This window comes from Apibacter sp. ESL0404 (assembly GCF_019469245.1).
In the GTDB taxonomy this organism is placed as follows: Bacteria; Bacteroidota; Bacteroidia; order Flavobacteriales; family Weeksellaceae; genus Apibacter.
The window spans coordinates 874,741-896,241 of the sequence record NZ_CP048267.1; the positions used below are offsets into that span (position 1 = coordinate 874,741).

Consider the following 21,501-nt stretch of genomic DNA (forward strand, 5'->3'; position numbering starts at 1 on the left):
ATGGAAGCTTATATCCTTGCAGGAGGAAAAAGTACTCGCATGGGAGAGGATAAAGGTTTAAAAAAACTAAACGGAATTCCTATAATACAATACAGCATTGAAGTTTTATCCCAATGTTTTCCATCGGTTAAAATTAATACGGATAAAGAAGAATATAAGCAATTCGGTTTAGAATTGGTTGCAGATAAGATTAAAAATAAAGGACCATTGGGAGGAATTCATGCAGCATTAGATCACTCAAAAAAAGATGTATTTGTTGTAAGTTGTGATATGCCTTTTATTACCCTCGAAGCAATTAATTATCTAGTTAACAACCTCAGTACTAATTTAGCCACCATAGCAAGTTATAGCAGAAGAATTCAACCATTGTTTGGAATATATACCTATGATGCACTACAATTTATAGAAGATAAACTAGCCGATAACCAATTAAAATTGACGGAATTTATTATAGAATCCGAATCTAAAGTAATTGATCTAACTGAGATAATTGAAAAAGATATCTTTTCAAATATAAATACCCAAGAAGAATTTAAGAAAATCGAAAAAAATTTTAAAACAATATGAATATTAAAATTTTCGGGAAATTAACCGATATTTTTCAGAACGAAAAATATCAACTAAATGATAAAGTTAATACTGTTTCAGAGCTTAAAGAAATATTGGAAACTTATTTTCCTGAATTAAAATCTTTAAATTATTTGATTATTGTTAATAACCAAAATGCAAAAGAAACAGACCCGATACCGGAAGGTGCAGAAATAGCTTTACTTCCGCCATATTCCGGAGGATAAAAATTTAATTTAATCAATCGATGGATTTTAAAAGATATAACAGACAAATAATTTTGTCCGGATTTGGTGTGGAAGCCCAGAATAAACTTTGTAAGTCTCGTGTATTGGTGGTGGGAGCTGGAGGATTGGGTTGCCCCGTGCTTCAATATTTAGCTTCAGCCGGAGTTGGACAATTGGGAATTGTTGATTATGATACTGTTGAATTAACCAATTTGCATAGACAAATTTTATTCAAAGAAGGCGATATAGGAAAGTTTAAATCGGAAGCAGCAAAAGAAAGGCTGGAAGAAATGAACTCAACTATTAAAATTATCTCTTTCAAGGAAAAGGTTACTTCAAAAAACGTATGTAAACTTATAGATTCCTATGAAATCGTTGTAGATTGTACAGATAATTTTCAGGTACGGTACCTTCTTAATGATATTTGTACTTTAAAAAATATTCCCTTAGTATATGGAGCCATTTACCAATATGAAGGTCAAGTTTCTGTATTCAATGTGGAAAAAGATAAAATGAAAACCAATTACAGAGATTTGTTTCCTGATCCACCCAAACCTTCAGAAGTTCCAACCTGCAATGAGACAGGAGTTTTGGGTACTCTGACGGGTATAATTGGCACTATACAAGCCCAAGAAGTTATAAAATTAATTACAGGTATCGGAGAACCTTTAGTACATAAATTAATGATATTTAACATCTTGTATTATAGTACTCGAATTATTAATTTTGCCGAGTCGGAAAAAAATTCAACTCCAAAAAATGAAGATGAATTTAAAGCAATCGATTATGAATGTAGTTGTGGAATTTTTTCATCCGAAAATGAAATTGAAAATCTTTCCCGGTTGGAAGAAGTACTTTCCAATGAAAAATCGATACTGGTTGATGTAAGAAATGAAAATGAACTACCCAAAATTTCCGGTTTCGATTATATACAAATTCCGTTGTCTGTGATTGAAGAAAATATACCTATTCTTGAAAAATTTGACACAATTGTATTTGTTTGTAAAACGGGAATACGCAGCAGCCGAGCTGTCGAGATAGCCAAAGAATTGTTTCCCAATAAAGCTATATGGCATATTCGAAACGGAATTGACACGATTTTTTAAATAGAAAATTATATGAAAAAAATATATCCATTTTTAGAGGGAGCTATACCCGCAGAATTTATTTCTGAAAGTATTCAAAGCCATACTCATAAAAAAGATATTGGAGGACATAGCATTTTTTTAGGACAAGTTAGAGCAGATATAGTTGAAGGAAAGGAAGTTGAAGGAATAGAATTTACCGCCTATCAAGAAATGGCCGTTGAAAAACTTTCACAACTACGGGAAGAAATATTTTCTAAATACGATTTGTTGTGTATACATGTATATCATAGTCTCGGTTTAGTAAAAAAAGGCGGAATTTGTCTTTTTGTTTTTACATCATCTAAACATAGAAAACCTGCTATGCTGGCTTGTGACGAATTAGTTGAGAGAATAAAAAAAGAACTTCCCATTTGGGGTAAAGAAATATTTAGCGATAACAGCTACCAATGGAAAGAAAACAAACAATAAAACCATGAAAAAACCTTTAATTAGCTCTTTACATGCAGGTAAAATACAACGCTTGGCTAACACAGAATATCAAAGCGCCATTAACAAAAAAAAAGTTACCGATTCGCAAAAGGTATCCAAATTGGGATTAATTAATGATGAACAGAGTGATAAGATCAACCATGGAGGAGAAGAAAAAGCGGTACATCAATATGCCTTTGAAAATTATGAATATTGGAAAACGTCTTTGCCTGAACTTCCTTTATTAGAGAAATCAGGAGCATTCGGTGAAAATATTTCCTCATTAGGAATGACGGAAGAGACGGTCATGATCGGAGATATTTATAAAATCGGCAGCTGCGTGTTAGAAGTCAGTCAAGCCAGACAACCGTGTTGGAAATTAAATTATCATTTTCAATGCAGTGATATGTCGCTTAGAGTACAAGAAAGTTTAAAAACAGGATGGTATTATCGTGTATTGGAAGAAGGAAGTTTGAAACAAGGAGATACTATTGAGCTAATAGATCGGCCATACCCCGAGTATAGTTTAACCTATTTATTAACTATTTTATATAAAAAAGAAAATTGTTTAGATAAGGAAATTTTAAACAAATTATTAAAGATAAAATCATTAGCACTAAGTTGGAAAAAAATATTTAGCAATCGTTTAGAAAATGGAACCATTGAAAATTGGGATAAACGGTTGTTTAAATAGAGAAAATTAATTATTAACTAAAATTAAATTTATGAAACACAAAAAAATTTGGTATTTGTTGTTTTTTAGTTTAGGGAGTTTAAGTCTCTTAACTGCACAGAAAATTAAAATTGACGGAGAACTGAGAACCAGAGGAGAATTAAGAAGTGGTTTTCGTAAGCCTTTGGCAGATTCTTTAGATGCTGCTTATGTGAATAACTTAAGGGTACGATTGGGTGCTACTTATTCTGAAAAAGATTATAAAGTTAAAATTACTTTACAAGATACGGAAACGTACGGATCAAATGGAATAAATAAAACCGGAAATAATTTAGGAGTATACGAAGCTTGGGCAGAATATTTCTTTACCCCTGAATTTTCAGGAGTTTTAGGACGTCAAATATTGGAATATGACGATAAGCGTCTCTTTTCATCCGGTAATTGGAGCAATACCCCTAATGCACATGACCTTTTAAAATTAAAATACGAAACCTCTAAATTTAAAGCACATGTCGGAGGAGGTTGGAACAATGCAGCGGATGTCCTTTATGAATCTGTGTATGACAAAAGTTATAAATCATTATTCTATACTTGGTTATATAAACCAATTGGAAAATTTACAGCTTCTGCCATATGGGTTAATGAAGGATTCCAAAAAGGAGAAGTTCCTGAAGAAGTAAAAACTTCTATCTTTAGAAATACAGTAGGAGCTAACTTTGGATTAGATGATCGCAGCATTCCTTTTTCATTTTATGCAACCGGATATTACCAGTTTGGATATGACAGATCTGACAGTAAATTAGATGCTTCTTTATTAGCTTTGAAGACTAAGTATAGATTCTCCGATTTCATTTCAGCTAACGTAGGGGTTGATTATTATTCAGGTTCCAAATCCACGTTATCAAAATCTAAAGATCACACCTTTAATAAACTTTATGGTGCTAACCATTCTTTTAATGGATCTATGGAGTATTGGGCAACCTTACCTAAGCAAGGGTTACTTGATTTATACGGTGGAGTGTCTGTAAAAGCAAATTCAAAATTAAGTTTTGACGGAGGATTCCATACTTTCTCAACTGCTGAAAAAATGGATAACCGAAATAACAAAGGCATAGGATCTGAAATTGATTTATTGGCAGATTATACAGTTTCTCAAACATTATCTTTACAAGCAGGTTGGAGTACTTATATGAAAAACAAAGGAACAAGAATACTAAAAGATCAATTGGGGGTTGATACCAAGTTTCCACAATGGGCTTATATCATGATTACTTTCAAACCGGTATTCTTTTCAACCAAAGCAGAAAAATAATTTTAAAAAATAAAAAAGTGGTAAATATAACGCATAAAAGTAATTCTTTACGAAAAGCCATAGCTCAAGCGATGGTTAAGGTGGGATCTCAACAAACTATTCAAACTATTAAGGATAACAAAGTTCCCAAAGGAAATATTTTTGAAATGGCAAAAGTTGCCGGATTATTTGCGGCAAAGAAAACAAGTGACATGATTCCTGATTGTCATCCGCTGCCCATAGAATATACTTCCATAACCTATGAAATGAAAGAGTTAGAGATTTATATTTATGCTGAAATACATACCATTTATAAGACAGGAGTTGAAGTGGAAGCTATGCATGCGGCATCGGTAGTTGCCCTAACGATGTATGATATGCTTAAACCCATTGATAAGAATGTCGAAATCCAACAAATTAAATTACTGGAAAAAAGAGGAGGAAAATCAGATAAAAGTAATTCATTTGATTTACCATTAACTGCATCCATATTGGTTTGTTCTGACAGCATTTCTAAGGGTGATAAAAAAGACCGTGCTGGTAAAGTAATTATGGAAAAACTTCAAACCATAGGAGTAGATGTTTCCGATTATGAAATTATTCCGGACGAAAAAGAGGATATACAAACCAAAATTAGAGAATTTCACCGTAAAGGAGTAAATTTAATTTTGGTAACCGGCGGTACCGGATTATCTAAGAGGGATGTTACGCCTGAAGCGGTTCAACCTTTACTGGAAAGAGAAATTCCGGGAGTGGCTGAAGCGATAAGAAGCTATGGGCAAAACAGAACGCCTTTAGCCATGTTATCCAGAAGCATAGCCGGATTAATCGGAAATACCTTAGTAATTACTATGCCGGGTTCTACCAAAGGAGCAGAAGAATCTATGGATGCAGTTTTTCCTTCGATACTGCATATTTTCAAAATAATTGAAGGAGCACAACACTAAAAATTTTATATAATCATGAAACGTAAGCTAGTTTTTTTGCCGATATTACTATTTTTATTCGGCTTAATATCCTGTACAAAAGAACGTAAAGCTACTATTGCCGCTGCTGCTAATTTAAGATATGTACTGGAAGAAATTAAAGAACAATATCTTAAAGATTACCCGGGCGCAGATCTCCAAATTACTTATGGGTCTTCAGGAACTCTAACTCAACAAATTATTAATGGAGCCCCTTTTGATCTCTTTATGTCTGCAGATACTAAATTTCCCGGCAAATTAGAAGATCGAGGGTTAACTTCTGCATCGGCAGTTAACTATTGTTACGGAAGAGTAGCCATGTGGAGTTCTACATTGAATTTATCGCAAGGATTGTCAGCCGTTTTATTACCGGAAGTTAAAAAAATAGCCATTGCTAATCCGGACAATGCTCCCTATGGTTTAAATTCTGTTAATGCACTTAAAAAGGAGGATTTATACGATAAAATAAGTAAACGTATTGTATGGGGTGAAAACATTAATCAGACGGCTCAATATGCATTTTCAGGAAATGCAGAAATAGGGTTTATTGCTTTATCGCTGGCCTTAGCACCCGAAATGAAAAATAAGGGGCACTATTATGTATTACCGGAAGATATATGTCCACCGATAGCACAAGCTGCCGTACTTATAAACGGGTGGGAAAAAAACGGTGAAGCTTCTCGTTTCTTGGATTATATCATCAGTTCCAAATGTGACAATATTTGGAAAAAATACGGATACGGTTTAGCAAAAAAAGATTAATTAATTGAGCGAAGATTTTATAAACACTCTTTGGCTTACAGGTAAGTTGGCAACTCTATCAACCGTTTTCTTATTGTTTATAGGGTTGCCGGTTGCCTACCTGTTGGCATATACGCATTTCAAAATAAAACCCCTGGTAGAAGCTTTGATCTGTATGCCTTTAGTTCTTCCTCCCACGGTACTGGGTTATTATTTATTGGTGGCCTTTAGTCCTCAAAACATACCGGGCGCTTTTTTAGAGAAACACTTTAATACCAGATTAGCTTTTACTTTTGAAGGCATAATTATAGCAAGTATTATAGCAGGTTTGCCCTTTATGATACAATCTCTTCAAAATGGATTTTCGTCTCTTCCTGTAAGTTACAGAGAAGCTGCCTATACTTTAGGAAAATCCAAAACAACTACATTTTTCAAAGTTTTATTACCTAATATAAAGCCTTCTCTTATCACCGGTGTAGCATTAACTTTTGCGCATTGTATAGGAGAATTTGGAATTGTGCTAATGGTTGGAGGAAATATCCCCGGAGAAACTCGTATAGCTTCCATTGCCATATACGATCAGGTACAAGCATTAGATTATAAAACCGCGAATCAATATTCATTTATTTTATTTTTAATTTCATTTATATTGCTTACTCTCATTTATAGCATTAATAAAGGTTTTAAAATTAAAACTATATAATTTTCTTAATGATATATATTGATATTGAATATAGAATTTTAACCTCGGAAGGAAGTCGTATTTTATCTGTGCAAACTGAACTTACCGAAAACCAATTAATATGTATTTCCGGGCCTTCGGGAATAGGAAAAACTACACTTCTTAGAATGATTGCCGGTTTAACAAAACCCGATAGGGGAATAATTCAAGTAGGAGATCGCATTTTCTACGATTCTTTAAATAACATAAATTTAAGTCCGCAAAAAAGAAACATAGGTTTCATGTTTCAAGATTATGCTTTATTTCCCAATATGACGGTGGAAGAAAATATATCTTTTGCACAAAATAAAGTAAAAGATAAAGCATGGGTGGATACTCTAATTAAGTCTTATGGATTAGATGCTTTACGAAATCAGAAACCTGATAAACTTTCAGGAGGACAAAAACAAAGAACAGCTCTTGCAAGAACTTTGGCTAAAAAAGCGGATCTATTACTTCTGGATGAACCTTTGTCTTCTGTAGATTCGACGATGAGGATAAAACTTCAAAACGAAATTTTAAAGACACATGCTGTTTTTGGTTCTACTACCTTAGTAGTTTCTCACGATCAAGACGAAGTTAACAAAATGGCTCAGTGTGTTTTATATATGGAATACGATCAAATTCGACTAATCAAGAATTCTTAGAATTATACTATATTTTATTTTATTTTATCTTTCTTGTATAAAATACATGTATTTTTATTAAAATTCGTATATTTTTTTAGAAATTTGTATCTTTGTGTGCACTAAATAAATTTTTCACAATATAATTGAAAAATTAAAACTAACTTCTAGATAAATGAAACTATTAATTTTTCTTTCTTCTTTGCCGGGATTTTTAACAATTACTTTTATTATTTTAAAACTTTTAAATATTATAGAATGGTCTTGGTTGATAGTTTTTTCGCCTTTATGGTTTACTTTTTTATCTAGTATGATTTTTATTTTATTATTAATTTTTCATGTAAAAATTTATAAAAGATATCTTGAAAATTTTTTTAAAATAAATGATTATTAGGATTATTAGGCAAAATAATATAACGCTAAAAACGTTCTATTAAACGTAAACAATTGTCTGTATTTAACGGGGGTAAAAATACAGTACATTACCGGTATGGAAATAATAATTGATTGAAAACAAAATTATTAGGTTTGTAATGAACCTGTTTTATTGTTTTTTCAAATAGCTTCTTAAAATTCTTCTTGCATCTTTGTTATCCGATTTAGGCATAATAAACGTTAACGGATCTTTTCGAGATCTTTTCGGGCAGAATCCGAATCCTTTATAAATTCCGTTTTCAATTAAAACTAATCCCTTTTCATCCTTTGTTCTTCCCGGAAGTTTTAATAATACGGTTTCTTGTGGAAAAGAATTTTTTTCTAAATATTGATGCACACGCTTGTTATATTCATCTACGGGTTCTTCATTAACGCAGGCGCCTAAACACTCGTGTAGCGTATATTGGAAACATTGAGCCTTGGATTTATACAATCCGTTTATTTTTTGGCAAAGTTTATAAGTTTCCGTAATGCGGAATAAATCTTCTTTTCCTTGCTTTAAGCTCAAGTAAGAATTAATTTCCTGTGATCGGTTATCTATTTTTTTCAATTGTAAAGATATATACCCTTCTTGAGTTATTTCGGGATATAAACCATAATAAAAAATGCTATGCCTTTGCGCTCTATTATAAATAGGTTTGTGGTGTTTTATTTCCTCAGATTCCATAAGCAGCGCAATTAATTCGCTTCCTGTAGGTTCATACCTGACTTTGGAAGCAAAGTTTTGTATTTTTACCGATTTACGGTCGGTACAGGTAAAATGTTGGCTTAATCTTTTTTTGATATTATTGCTTTTTCCGATATAAATCAATCGTTCTTCATGGGTATAAATATAATATACTCCCGGAACGGTGGGTAAATCGGAAACCATCTTTTTTAAATCCTCACGCATATTCACTCTGTTTTTTATAAAATTATCATCGGATGATATTTAGCCGGATCTTCCTTATACCTTAACTTGTATAAGTTCCCTCATATCGGTAGAGAAACGTTTAGAAAGTCGGGTCTGCTTCATCTTCCAAGTCCTTTTAATATCTTGACAACCCAATTTCAGTTTATCTTCATGGTATTTATGGTTCAACTTATCCATAATCTTCATAATAGGTTGGTGTTTCAGATAATAATCCTCGTCAAACAAAGAAATTTGTCTTTCCGATTCAGGGATTATGCCTGAAACAATAACTCCTGCTTTTTTGTATTGATACCCCTTTTTATATATGGTTTCCAATGCCTTTTGAGCGCATTTACTTAACTCAATAGCTGAATTGTGGGGATTAGACAGCGTTAAAGTAACAGCGGGGTGATGTTGAATTAAATCGCCCCTATAGAAATTTGTATGCAGAAATACAGTCACATAATTACAACAACTTTGTTGTGCGCGTAATTTTTCTGAACATTTCACGGCAAAGGTAGCTACTCTTTCTTTTAAATCTTCTAGTTTGTCGGTCATATAATCGAAGGTGCGGGTAGTGGCAATAGACTTTTTACGAGCCGGCAAATCTATATCCAGCTGAGGAATTCCCTTTAATTCATTGATCATGCGGATTCCTACTATTCCCATTTCTTGACGTATAAATGTTTCCGGAAGATTAACCAATTCATAGGCTTTACGAATACCTTTTGCCTGAAATCGTTTGTTTAATCTTCTTCCAATTCCCCATATATCTCCAATATGCAACCACTTGAGTGCTTTTTCAATTTTTTCGGGAGAATCAATAACATATACATTATGGGTTTGCTCAGGGTATTTTTTGGCAATTCTGTTAGCTACTTTGGCAAGTGTTTTAGTAGGAGCAATTCCTATGCTGGTAGGAATGCCTACACCCTTAAGTATATATTTTCTTAAGTCTAAACAATGTTCCCGCAAATTTAATTGCATATAGCCGTTAAAGTTCATAAATGCTTCATCGATAGAATATATTTCAACTTCTTTGCAATAACGCCCGATGATATTCATTACACGGTTACTTAAATCACCATACAGAGGAAAATTGGCGGAATAGAGGAATATTTGATTTTCTTCAAATACTTTTTCATATTTAAATGCAGGAGCTCCCATAGGGATGCCGAGGGCCTTTGCTTCATTGGAGCGGGCAATTACGCAGCCGTCGTTATTTGAAAGCACACAAACAGGTTTACCTGTTAAAGAGGGATTACTCACTCTTTCGCAAGAAGCATAAAAGTTATTACAATCTAATAAAGCGTACATGCTATGAAAATTTTATAATAGTGTGGGTAAGTATTCCCCAAATAATAAAATCTTGATCAGGAGTAACCCGGATCGGTTCGTATTCCTTGTTTTCCGGCAGGAGAATAATTTCTTTTACTATTCCTTTTTCCTTTACTACCTTTAGTCTTTTTAATGTAAATTCCCCGTCTATATAACATACGGCAATATTGCCGTTTTTAGGTTCCAATGCTTTATCCACGATAATAAGATCTCCGTTATAAATCCTCATATCTTTCATAGAATCCCCATTTACTCGTGCCAAGAAAGTGGTTTCGGGATCTCTTATTAATTCGTCGTTCAAATTAATTCGTTCCAAGTGAAAATCATCTGCTGCCGAAGGAAATCCGGCTTTGATGTCTCCTGCAAACCATAAAGATAAATTATCTTTTCGCTTCATAAATGCAAATTTATTATGAATTATGTTGAAAAAGAAGCGATAAAATAGCAATTTGATTGATATTTAGATAATATCAATGATATATCCTTAATAAAATAAAGGCATATTTATGAGGTGCTAACTGTTTCAACAATCATTTATATACCGAAAGGATATAGGGATCGGATATTTACTGTTTAATTGATGGATTTCATGAATATATGCATTAAACTTTTATATGTAATTGAAAATAAATCAATTAGGTTGTAAAATATTTTTTAATAAATTTTACCGTACGATTTATATTAAGTTCCAATCTGAAAATAAAGTAAGTAAATGTAAAGTAGTTGCAGCTCCGGCATGTTGTCGAATCGATACCAATCTTTTATTTAAATAACTTTCACTGTTGGGATATACCTTTTCTGTTTTGAATTTGACTGAAATTTCAGGCACATTCATACCAACCGATAATAGGCGCACTAATTCCAGGTCGTTGTTTGTGAACTCAAATAATCCGCCTTTTTGAGATTTGTTGGAATACAGGTATATTTTATTTTCATAAACATCTTCTATAGCTTTCTTTAATTCTTTTGCACTTTCTGCGCTTTTCGTTATAAAAGCATCTATATTATATTTTTCAAAAAAAGAATTAATAATAGGCTGTCTGTCTTCAATGGAAAAAACAATAATTTTAAGATCGGGAAATTCCTCTTTGGCTACTTTAATAAGTTCTTCCCCGCATGTAATGACATGTTCTTGATTAGGGTCAAATGTTAAGTCTGTAATTAATAGTCCATAAGGTAAATTATTAGAAAAAGACTTTCGAATTTTAGAAATGGCATCATCACAATAATTTGCTTGGTCAATATGAGGAATATTTAGTTCTTCAACTATCTTTTTAACAGCAAAATTATCGTTAGAGAAATTCTCTGCAATAAGAATCTTTTCAAACATAATAAAACTTTTTAGCGTTGTGTTGTTGTCTTTGTATTGCCTGCAAAAATAAGATTATTATTTTAAAATTCAGGGATAAAATTTTACACTTTTTTAGTAGAGATTAAAAACGAAATAAGGAAAAGGGTTTTGAGGATATCATAACAGCAATAGAAGTTAAGTCATGTTTTTTAAAGATTAAGTAACTTATATATAATTATCGGTAATTTTTTGCTAATTTTATTGAAATGATGTATATAAAAATGACAAGGCTATTAAATAGTTTTAACAGCCTTGTCATTTATGAAATTTTTTTAAAGCTTCTGGTTATTTTACTAAGAAATTACTTATTTGGTCAATCAATTGAATATGAATATTTGCACGCTCATTCGTATCAAATTGACAAGTAGGAACTTGATCCGGTCTGTCTTTTTGAAATAGTTCAATTGCATTGTTTCTGCAGATAGCCATAAAGCTATAATGGGTAGCTTTATTTAAAGGTATGTGCTTAGTTGTTTTTGATGGTAAATATTTAGTTAAATAACCGGTTTCTAATTTTGCCGGTATTCTTTCTACAAATGGTCCGGCGGAATACACTAAAACCGGAATTTTTATTTCCGATAAGCTGGACGGAATAAACATGCGGCCAAATCCTATATCTAAAATTACAGCTTTTTTGATACGGGGATCCTTCATGTCTTTATCTAATTTTAAAAAATCTGATGTTTCATCTAAGTCTTTCATTTGCTCATTGAAAACATCGCATGCCAACATGATGGGATATTTTCGGCATTCTTTTTTGAAAACTTTAGCAGAAGATTTACCGCCAATAGCTTCTACTGCAGTCCATCCTCCATAAGAGTGCCCGATAATAGAGATATTATTAGCATCTATATGATCCGAAAATTGTTTAGTTTCCAATAAATAACTGATCGTACGGCGAATATCTTCCGGACGGGCTAACATATTTCGAGCAAGTTGCGGATCCATATCTTGTAAGGTAGTTCCGGGATGATTAGGCATTGCCACAATAAATCCCCTTTTACTTAAAGCTGTAGCTAACCAAACATGATTATCCCAAGACCCATTCAGTCCATGGGAAAAAATAACCAAAGGAAAGTTTTTATCGGATATTTTAGCATCATAAATTACACTTTCGCCAATGATATATTCATTGTCTCCAATTCTTGCCATGGGATGTTTTGCTGAAGTAGGATATACTAAAGCAATTTGAAGCGGTCGTGAATTATCATCTAAATTTAATTCACGAAATCCTACATTATAACTATTATTATTATTATTTGAGATTGATTGGGCAGAAAAATTGATAATAATAAATAATAGACATAAGAAGCTTAAGGTAATTTTATTTTTCATTTTCATATATTAAATTATATTTATTCAATAATATTTATCGTAATTATTTTAATCGTATCCGGTTGGTATAAATAATTACTCCTTACTAGGCAGTATATAATGTATGCTTAATTTTAGAAATTGGTTTTATTAAAAAAATCTACAACTATAAATAAGATAATACAATTTTATCATGTTAGATAAAATAAGTTTACTGATTAATTTATGAACATTCTTTTTTAAAGTCATAATCATTCATATAAATCATTTTAAAATTAAATTATTTATACACAATAATACTTATAAATTTTAAAATAATTTTTTAAAATTAATAAAAATATATAAGTTAAACTCCTGATAATTGTCATTTTTGTGTTTATTTATATATTATTGTTATTGTGTTTTTTGATTGAATCGGTACGAAATATTTTACTCGTATTCAGTAAATATTTTTTATTATTTAATTATAAAAAAAAATAATTTTATTAAACTAAAAAATAAATTTTTATATTATAAATTCGAGTGAATAAGTGTAAATAACCATATTTTTATATTTTAAAATGTATAAATAACTTATATATATTGAAAAAATGTAAAACAAATAAAATATTGTATATTTATTTTCATATATTTGAAATGAAAAAATGAAACATTTTAATAAGTTAAAAAAAAATAAAATGAATTACGAGAATAAACAGCATCTATTGGATGACATAAATAAAACTGCTAAGCTATTTATTGATGAATTCAGTGAATTATCCGAATTAGATAAAGATAAATTAATAGATGGAGTGGATCGAACTCCAGGTCAAATGATTGCTTATCAATTAGGATGGATGGATCTTGTCAAGTCTTGGGATGATCTTGAACTCGCTGGACAAACCCCAACATTACCAGCAGAAGGCTACAAATGGAATCAGTTAGGCACATTATATCAACACTTTTATAAGATTTATGAGGATTATTCATTACAAGAACTGATTAAATTATTTAATGAGAAACTTGTTATCTGGAATAATTGGATTAACTCATTAGATGATAGTACACTTTTCATAAAAGACTCGCGTAATTGGACTAAACCTTTTCCTCCAGCATGGACTGTTGCACGATTTATCCATATTAATTCTGTTGCACCATTTAAATCCTTTAGAACTAAAATTAGAAAATGGAAAAAATTAAATTCGAATCAGTAAAATCATAACATTTATTGCAAAAAAGATAAGGAACTGTATGGCTTTTTCAGAACAAGAAAAGAAACACCTTTTAGAACTAAATACTTTGGTGATAAAATCATAGAAAGATTACAACAGATGGGATTCGATTCATTTGAAAAGTTGCGTAGTACTACCTTAGATGAAACACTGAGTATTTATACTAATATAAAATATAATTTAATGAAATTAATATCAAAAAGTAAGTATTTAAATTCTAAAAGAAAGACATGTTAGCCGGTAGGTTAATTCGATTAATTCAATTAAAAATTTAATCAAAAGCGTTGACAATAATTATTTATAAATAAAAAGCATACATCAGGATAATAGAAATAATATATGATCAGTCATGAATTTAATATATCCTGCTTGAAATATGAAAAATTAAGTAAAACGATTATAATATTGATTTGCACATATCAGATAGAATATAAGTCATTTCAATCAGAATTATAAAAAATAGAAATTAAGTAGGTGCTATTCTTTTAAGAATAGATAATCCTAAATATAGGGAACGCAGTAGTGAATGAAACTAATTCATTAAAAAAAAATAATTACGGAAAAATTTTCCTATTATTGACTAGGATTAGATTGAATGTGTTTTTATAGCAAAAAACAGGTTCGTTTGTTAATTCATATATGGCTTAAAATAAAAAAATGATACAATGATATGAGATAAAAAATAAATAATCAATAAGAGAATCTGCTAACCACTCGAAATTCAATCAAACTAAATTTAAACTATTAAAAAGTAATACTTAAGAATAAAACTCAAAAATTAGGTGAATTTTTGAAAGGATTGCTATACAAAATGATCATATTTGGGGCAACACCACAAATAGGTGAAAAATGGAATTCTTTATTTCCATTAGAGATAGTTGCGTATGTTGAAAAAGGAGTAAAGATATTTTCAAATAAATATTTTTTATTAATAAAGAATGTAAAGAATTTATCGCTAAAAGATTCTAACATTTAAATAATAAAAAAATGAACCCAATAAAGCCTATATCAAGACAAATAAAGGGAGTATATACACCACAAAAATAAATGCCATCCATCTCTCCGTACCCGTAGATGGTACTAATCTCGTTGAGCATAGAAATAACAATACAAGAAAAAAAATTTCTTATACTGCTTATATGATATATATAATATCAGATGTATTAAGATGTTTTCCGGAACTAAATATAGCTGTCAAACGTTCCAAATTTTTTCCGAAAGTGGTAGAATACGAATCCATAAATGCAAAATTTATGTTAGACAAAGAGATCAATGGGCAAAAGAAAAATATATCTTGTGTAATTAAAGATTCGGATGAAAAAAAACTGAAGAAATTCAAGAAATTATAGATAAATGCAAATTTTCTGACTATAATACTTCCATCTTTTTTAAAGAAACCAGATTAATAGAAGCTCAACTCCAATATTTAAGACGTTTGATTTCATTTCTGATTTATAAAAATTTGGCTAAAAGACACCGCATACAGGGAAGTTTTATGATCACTTCGCTAAAGGATAATGATCTAATTACAGAAGTTCCTGTCATAAGTTCAACAATGAGTATAAGTTTAGATAAGTTAAAAAATATTCCGATTGTAAAAAATAATGAAAAGTTTTATAAAGTTATTATGAATTTAACCATGACATTTGAAGAACATGTACTTAATAGTACTTTAGCATCCGATTTTATAAGTGAAATAAAAAATAAAATTGAAAATTTTAAATAACTTTTAATTAAACATTTGATCTACACGTCAACAAAAAAGAAAAAGTAACAAATTAGAGAAAAATTGTAATCAGGCTTAAAAATTATAGTTGTCTATTGGTAAACTATTTCTACAAATTTACTTGAAACTTTTTTCTTATAAAGAAAGATTCAAATTTAGACCTTACAATAAATCTAATAAGGAGTTGACTTAAACGATTTATTTAGACGCCGATCCATCCCTCATTAATAAATGAAAAACCGGTACTATAGAAGATTACGTAATGTAAACGAATTAATCATATATCCAATATTGAATTTTAATCCATAATGATGATATCATGAACTATATTTAACAAAAAAGAGTAAACAAGGAATAAATTAATGTTTAACGTTTATAATGAATATAAAATAAATACTTTTTAAACATATCTTTTACAATAAACCGTTCATAATTGGAAACTATTTAAATTATTTATAAATGGTATTTTAATAAAAAATAAAATAAAAAAATATTTTATTTGGTTTAAAAATATCTTTATATTTATCCTGTATATATATTTATATATCTATAAACAAACTAACTAAAACATTCCTGTCATGAATCCAATTATGCCGGATGAAGGAGAATCCTTCAAACTATTAACTCAAAAAGAAATAGAAGAAGCTAAACAACAAAAAGGAGTTATAGCTGCCTATGGAGGAAGTAAACAACAACTCTATGGAAATTCACATTTGGTTCATATAGAAGTACAAATAAACGGAAATCCGTTTTTTTCAAATACCTGTATACATTTGAAGCTAATTCAGAAAATCAATGCAGATCATGAATTTACTCTAACCGCTGATCCCGGAGAATTCGATGAATCCAATGCCTATTTGCTTCAGAATTCAAAAAAATATTTGGGAAGTCGCATAACTTTTAGTTTCATACAATTTGGAAAAATTGTCTCCGTATGGACAGGACTTATATCATCCATATCCTCCAATAAAAAAGACGGGATAAAGAAGATTATTATTCGAGGAAAAACCCCGGCTTTTCTAATGGAAAATGGAATTCATTGCCGAAGTTTTGAAAATCAAACCTTAGAAGAGATTATACGAGAAGTTTCCCAAGACTATCCAAAAGATATAGTTTCGTTTGATTGCAATCCCAACCTTAAAAACAAATTACCCTATACCGTTCAGTACAATCAAAATGATTTTCAATTTATAAAAAATCTCGCCGTAAGATATGGAGAATACTTTTATTATAACGGAGAAAAATTTCAATTTTCTTCATGGGGCAGCCGCATTGTTGAATTGTCCGAGGGCGAAGATATATATGACTATGAACTTAAACTGGAAACCAAACCTCAAAAATTCTCTTATGCCGTTTACGATCCCATACAAGAAAAAGATTACACGGTAAACTCTGAAAGAGAAAACCTCCAAAAGTCCACAAATCCCTTTCAACAATCAGCCTTTAATTCCAGTCAAAATTTGTTTACCAAAGCACCTACCGCACATTTCCATCATAGTCTTTTACACAAAGGACAGGTTGAAATAGAAGAGGCGATTATCAAACAAAAGGTTAAACAACAAAATTTGGTATATATAGAAGCCACCTCTAATAACCCTGAACTACGGATAGGAGATATTGCCAAAATAAATATTTGGATGCCCGGGCATGAAATCTTCAAAACAGGTAAAACCCCCATTGAATCCTACCGAATAACAGAAATAACTCACGAATTTTCAGATGGAGAAGGATATACCAATACCTTTATCGGGTTACCCAAAGAGGTAACCGTTCCTGCGTATTGTGATGAATACGAATATCCGAAAGCCCCCCTGCAACATGCCGTCGTTACAGATAATAAAGATCCCTTGCGAATGGGAAGAGTGCGCGTACAATTTGTTTGGCAGAAACCCGACAATCAGCAAACCCCTTGGATTCAAGTAATCCAACCCCATGCCGGATCAGGAAAAGGCTGTTTTATGAATCCCGAAATAGGAGAAACCGTATTGATAGCCTTTCAAGGCGGCAATGCCGAAGCGCCTATCGTAGTAGGAACAGCATACAACGGAGGAGAAATTGCGGCCTATTACACAGCCGAAAATGACATTAAAGTCATACAAACAAGAAGCGGAACCCAAATACTGTTTAATGATGCAGAGGGTAGCATTTTAATAACCGATCCCGGAAAAAGCAGCTGGTTTATGGACGGAAAAGGAAATATTTCCGTAAATGCCCCTAATAATATGAATTTTACCGTAGGAAATGATTTTACGGTTACCATAGGGAATAATTTTCATGTACAAGTAGGAAATGACAATCATTTGGAAGTAGGGAATGAGCACAAACATATTTCTCATTCTTATACACAGAGGGTATTCGAAAATAAAAAAATTACGGTTAACGGAGAATTAACCGAAACAACAGCTACTTCCACCTATAAAATAGTAGGAGGGGATCTTTGGATACAAAGTTCAGGAACAGCAACAATTTTAGGGACCATTGATGCAAGAGTAAATAAAGGATAAAAACAAGGTGATTCGAATAACAACAATATATAAATTCCTACTCATGCTTTCATTTATATTCAACAGCTGTCAGGATAAAAATAAAAAAACTATGAAAGAAGAATTTAAATGGAAAGAGTCTGTTTCCTGTCCTTTAGGATATCCGGTAGACGTATTTATGGGAGGATTAGAATTAACTGATGGTGGATATACCAGTTTATTTTCTGGCTTACATACTGGAAAAGGTGGTTGGGGAAGCGAGGGAAGAAGTATGAGTCATGGAAAAAAGCCGTTGCCTAAACGATTAAATGTTATCTGGATCTCATTTGTCGAAAAGACCTTTTACCATGTAGATGCTGAATTGGATTATGAAAAAATAGTAGGACTATTTAAGAGAGGTTATTATACATTATCCATGGATAAAGAACGTCCAGAACCATTTAGAGAGGATTATGGTACTATTAACGTAGGTTTTGCCCCGGGAGGAGTAGCCGTAGTTTGGGCAGCGGGAATAGGTCGTCAATTAGAAATAGGCAGATATCAGGGAGTAAAAACGGAAATTCCCAAAGAGCAAGTAGAAAAATTAAAAGATGAACCGGAATACAGCATGCTTCGTCCGGAATATCAAGAATCCATAATGAAAAATCCGGGGATTATTCCTCAAGAAGTGCAAGATGCTAATAAAAACAAACCCATTCCTTATGGGCTATGGGATACGTACAGGAAAAAATATAATTGGAAAATAAATTATGAATTACCCAAAGAGGCAGAATTAGATCAAATGACTTATAAATTATATAATGGGGAAAAAGTAGTGCTATTTGGCGACTATCAAATAAAAAAATATGATATCCCGAAAGAATTACATTGGGATTATGAAGAGGAGAAAGCCATACCTAAACTAATAAGCTTTCGCTGGAATGAAAAAGTAAAAAAAAACTGTGGAGGATATATCAAATTTAAAGAAGATCAAATATTTAAGGCATTTGAAGAGCTGACACAGGGTATGGCGGAAGGGATACCTCTACAAATAACCATACGAATCACCCATACCGGAGATGATGCCTCGGTATGGTTGGAAGGAAACGGAAAAAGCATCGGGTTGTATAAAAGTGAGGTAAAAATATTTTAAACAATGATATTAAAAATAAAAAATCATTTCCTGGTGGCCATGCTTCAACTGCTTTCTGTGGTGGTAAGCTGTCAGGATAAAAATAAAAAAACTATGAAAGAAGAATTTGAATGGAAGGAATCTGTCTCCTGTCCTTTAGGTTATCCGGTAGACGTATTTATGGGAGGACTTGAATTAACTGATGGAGGATATGCCAGCCTCTTTTCTGGCTTACATACAGGACGAGAGGGTTGGGGGAGTTTAGGAAGAATTATGGGTAGTGGTATTAAACCTCTTCCTAAGCGGCTTAATGTGATATGGATTTCTTTTGCCGAAAAAACCTTTTACCATGTGGATGCCGAATTGGATTACGAAAAAATAACCGGTCTTTTTAGAAAAGGATATTTTACTCCATCTATAAATAAAGATAATCCGGAACCGTTTAAAGAAAACTATAGAACAATCAATATAGGTTTTGCCCCGGGAGGAGTAGCCGTAGTTTGGGTCGCGGGAATAGGTCGTCAAATAGAAATAGGCAGATACCAGGGAGTAAAAACAGAAATACCCAAAGAGCAAGTTGAAAAATTAAAAGATGAACCGGAATACAGTATGCTTCGTCCGGAATATCAAGAATCGGTGATAAAAAATCCTGGGATCATCCCTCAAGAAGTGCAAGAGGCCAATAAAGGCAAACTCATTCCTTTTGGGCTTTGGGATACATACAGGAAAAAATATAATTGGAAATTTAACTTTGATTTTCCGAATTCAAATGAAATAACCAATAGAGTAACTTGTTTTTACTTTAATGGAGAAAAAGAAATCTTATTCGGGGATAAACCGATAAAATTATATCAAATACCGGAAGAATTAAGATGGAACAAATCAGAAAAAAAAGCCATACCTCGAAAAATATCATTTAGTTGGATTGAAAAAGAAAATAAATTAAGATCAGGAGCAATAACTTTTAATGAAGCCCAGATATTTAAGACTTTTGAAGAATTAACTCAGGGAAATACGGAAGAATCAATACAATTAACCGTACGAATTATCCATACCGGAGATGATGCTTCGGTATGGTTGGAAGGAAACGGAAAAAGTATAGGATTGTATGAAAGTGAGGTAAAAATATTTTAAAAATGGGAAACCATTTATAATATAAATATTTAATAATGAAACTAAAAATAAAAAATCATTATCTGATAGCACTGCTACAACTGCTTTCCGTAGTGGTAAGCTGTCAGGATAAAAATAAAAAAACTATGAAAGAAGAATTTAAATGGAAAGAAACCGTCTCCTGTCCCTCAGGCTATCCGGTAGACGTATTTATGGGGGGACTTGAATTAACGGATGGAGGTTATACAAGTTTATATTCGGGAGTGGTAGATCATGCAGAGTGGGGCAGTGAGGGGAGGAGTATGAGTCATGGAAAAAAGCCGTTGCCTAAACGACTAAATGTAATATGGATCTCATTTGCCGAAAAAACCTTTTATCATGTAGATGCAGAACTGGATTATGAAAAAATAGCCGGGCTTTTCAGAAAGGGGTACTACATCCCTTCATACAATGAAGAAATTCCGGAACCGTTTAAAGAAAACTATAGAACCATCAATGTAGGTTTTGCCCCGGGAGGAGTAGCCGTAGTTTGGGCAGCGGGAATAGGTCGTCAATTAGAAATAGGCAGATACCAGGGAGTGAAAACGGAAATACCCAAAGAACAAATAGAAAAATTAAAAGACGAACCGGAATACAGCATGCTACGGCCTGAATATCAAGAATCCATAATGAAAAATCCGGGGATCATCCCACAAGATGTGCAAGATGCTAATAAAGACAAACCCATTCCTTACGGGTTATGGGATACATACAGGAAAAAATACAATTGGAAAATAAATTATGAACTACCCAAAGAGGCAGAATTGGATGAGATGACGTATGAATTCTATAACGGAGAAGAAACAAATTTATTTGGAGACTATCAAATAAAAAGATATCAAATACCAAAGGAATTGCACTGGAACTATGAAGAGGAAAAAGCCATACCTAAACAAATAAGCTTTCGTTGGAAGGAAAAAACAAAAGAGAATTGTGGAGGATATATCAAATTTAATGAAGATCAAATATTTAAAGCCTTTGAAGAGCTTACACAAGGTAAGGCGGAAGAACCTCTACAAATAACCATACGAATCACCCATACCGGAGATGATGCCTCGGTATGGTTGGAAGGAAACGGAAAAAGCATCGGGTTGTATAAAAGTGAGGTAAAAGTATTTTAA

General features: G+C 31.9%; 24 protein-coding genes. 19 read left to right on the top strand and 5 right to left on the bottom strand.

Annotated elements, in window-relative coordinates:
- The 11 genes from GYM72_RS03650 to GYM72_RS09975 all read left to right on the top strand — a co-directional run bounded on the left by GYM72_RS03650 (position 1) and on the right by GYM72_RS09975 (position 7,761).
- Entirely contained in the window at positions 1-567 is a 567-nt protein-coding gene (locus GYM72_RS03650) for a molybdenum cofactor guanylyltransferase (protein WP_220264735.1), read from the top strand.
- Positions 564-794, top strand: coding sequence for a MoaD/ThiS family protein (locus GYM72_RS03655; RefSeq protein WP_160556462.1), 231 nt, complete (start codon positions 564-566; stop codon positions 792-794). The genes GYM72_RS03650 and GYM72_RS03655 overlap by 4 nt, the downstream gene beginning before the upstream one ends.
- Positions 795-814: 20 nt before the next feature.
- Positions 815-1,900: a HesA/MoeB/ThiF family protein gene (moeB, locus tag GYM72_RS03660; protein ID WP_220264736.1), complete on the top strand. Its 1,086-nt coding sequence runs from the start codon at positions 815-817 to the stop codon at positions 1,898-1,900.
- A 12-nt stretch (positions 1,901-1,912) separates the two neighbouring features.
- Entirely contained in the window at positions 1,913-2,350 is a 438-nt protein-coding gene (locus GYM72_RS03665; RefSeq protein WP_220264737.1) for a molybdenum cofactor biosynthesis protein MoaE, read from the top strand.
- Positions 2,351-2,354: 4 nt separating this feature from the next.
- The gene (locus tag GYM72_RS03670; RefSeq protein ID WP_166006553.1) at positions 2,355-3,044 is read left to right on the top strand and encodes an MOSC domain-containing protein; all 690 of its coding nucleotides are present in this window, start codon (positions 2,355-2,357) and stop codon (positions 3,042-3,044) included.
- 31 nt (positions 3,045-3,075) lie between these two features.
- Positions 3,076-4,335, top strand: a complete 1,260-nt coding sequence (locus GYM72_RS03675) for an alginate export family protein (protein WP_160542284.1) — start codon at positions 3,076-3,078, stop codon at positions 4,333-4,335.
- Between the two features lie 17 nt (positions 4,336-4,352).
- Positions 4,353-5,261 carry a bifunctional molybdenum cofactor biosynthesis protein MoaC/MoaB gene (gene moaCB / locus GYM72_RS03680; protein WP_220264738.1) on the top strand — a complete coding sequence of 303 codons (909 nt, stop codon included), beginning with the start codon at positions 4,353-4,355 and terminating at the stop codon, positions 5,259-5,261.
- Positions 5,262-5,276: 15 nt separating this feature from the next.
- Positions 5,277-6,041 carry a molybdate ABC transporter substrate-binding protein gene (modA, locus tag GYM72_RS03685; RefSeq protein WP_105297402.1) on the top strand — a complete coding sequence of 255 codons (765 nt, stop codon included), beginning with the start codon at positions 5,277-5,279 and terminating at the stop codon, positions 6,039-6,041.
- 4 nt (positions 6,042-6,045) lie between these two features.
- Entirely contained in the window at positions 6,046-6,723 is a 678-nt protein-coding gene (modB, locus tag GYM72_RS03690) for a molybdate ABC transporter permease subunit (RefSeq protein ID WP_160567450.1), read from the top strand.
- Between the two features lie 8 nt (positions 6,724-6,731).
- Positions 6,732-7,388 carry an ATP-binding cassette domain-containing protein gene (locus tag GYM72_RS03695; RefSeq protein WP_220264739.1) on the top strand — a complete coding sequence of 219 codons (657 nt, stop codon included), beginning with the start codon at positions 6,732-6,734 and terminating at the stop codon, positions 7,386-7,388.
- A gap of 154 nt (positions 7,389-7,542) precedes the next feature.
- Positions 7,543-7,761, top strand: coding sequence for a hypothetical protein (locus GYM72_RS09975; RefSeq protein WP_160542280.1), 219 nt, complete (start codon positions 7,543-7,545; stop codon positions 7,759-7,761).
- A gap of 150 nt (positions 7,762-7,911) precedes the next feature.
- Here the strand turns inward: GYM72_RS09975 and GYM72_RS03705 are convergent, their stop codons facing one another.
- The 5 genes from GYM72_RS03705 to GYM72_RS03725 all read right to left on the bottom strand — a co-directional run bounded on the left by GYM72_RS03705 (position 7,912) and on the right by GYM72_RS03725 (position 12,718).
- Complete coding sequence (locus tag GYM72_RS03705; protein ID WP_220264740.1) at positions 7,912-8,694, bottom strand: GIY-YIG nuclease family protein; 783 nt, start codon at positions 8,692-8,694, stop codon at positions 7,912-7,914.
- Positions 8,695-8,748: 54 nt separating this feature from the next.
- A complete protein-coding gene (locus tag GYM72_RS03710; protein WP_220264741.1) occupies positions 8,749-10,011 on the bottom strand; it encodes a Y-family DNA polymerase in 1,263 nt (420 codons plus the stop codon).
- Between the two features lies 1 nt (position 10,012).
- Positions 10,013-10,429: a LexA family transcriptional regulator gene (locus GYM72_RS03715; protein WP_105297408.1), complete on the bottom strand. Its 417-nt coding sequence runs from the start codon at positions 10,427-10,429 to the stop codon at positions 10,013-10,015.
- Between the two features lie 279 nt (positions 10,430-10,708).
- Positions 10,709-11,362, bottom strand: a complete 654-nt coding sequence (locus tag GYM72_RS03720) for a response regulator (RefSeq protein WP_160567445.1) — start codon at positions 11,360-11,362, stop codon at positions 10,709-10,711.
- 306 nt (positions 11,363-11,668) lie between these two features.
- Entirely contained in the window at positions 11,669-12,718 is a 1,050-nt protein-coding gene (locus GYM72_RS03725) for an alpha/beta fold hydrolase (protein WP_220264742.1), read from the bottom strand.
- Positions 12,719-13,341: 623 nt separating this feature from the next.
- On the opposite strand from GYM72_RS03725, the gene GYM72_RS03730 reads away from it, so the two are divergent.
- The 8 genes from GYM72_RS03730 (at position 13,342) to GYM72_RS03765 (ending at position 21,501) form a co-directional block, all read left to right on the top strand.
- Entirely contained in the window at positions 13,342-13,890 is a 549-nt protein-coding gene (locus GYM72_RS03730; RefSeq protein WP_220264743.1) for a ClbS/DfsB family four-helix bundle protein, read from the top strand.
- An 808-nt stretch (positions 13,891-14,698) separates the two neighbouring features.
- Positions 14,699-14,884: a hypothetical protein gene (locus GYM72_RS03735; RefSeq protein ID WP_220264744.1), complete on the top strand. Its 186-nt coding sequence runs from the start codon at positions 14,699-14,701 to the stop codon at positions 14,882-14,884.
- Between the two features lie 163 nt (positions 14,885-15,047).
- Complete coding sequence (locus GYM72_RS03740) at positions 15,048-15,257, top strand: hypothetical protein (protein ID WP_220264745.1); 210 nt, start codon at positions 15,048-15,050, stop codon at positions 15,255-15,257.
- A gap of 113 nt (positions 15,258-15,370) precedes the next feature.
- On the top strand, positions 15,371-15,634 hold the full coding sequence (locus tag GYM72_RS03745) for a hypothetical protein (RefSeq protein ID WP_220264746.1): 264 nt from the start codon (positions 15,371-15,373) through the stop codon (positions 15,632-15,634).
- 578 nt (positions 15,635-16,212) lie between these two features.
- Positions 16,213-18,138, top strand: a complete 1,926-nt coding sequence (locus tag GYM72_RS03750; RefSeq protein WP_220264747.1) for a type VI secretion system Vgr family protein — start codon at positions 16,213-16,215, stop codon at positions 18,136-18,138.
- A gap of 43 nt (positions 18,139-18,181) precedes the next feature.
- Complete coding sequence (locus GYM72_RS03755) at positions 18,182-19,249, top strand: DUF2931 family protein (RefSeq protein ID WP_220264748.1); 1,068 nt, start codon at positions 18,182-18,184, stop codon at positions 19,247-19,249.
- 3 nt (positions 19,250-19,252) lie between these two features.
- Positions 19,253-20,362: a DUF2931 family protein gene (locus GYM72_RS03760; RefSeq protein WP_220264749.1), complete on the top strand. Its 1,110-nt coding sequence runs from the start codon at positions 19,253-19,255 to the stop codon at positions 20,360-20,362.
- Positions 20,363-20,397: 35 nt separating this feature from the next.
- Entirely contained in the window at positions 20,398-21,501 is a 1,104-nt protein-coding gene (locus GYM72_RS03765) for a DUF2931 family protein (protein WP_220264750.1), read from the top strand.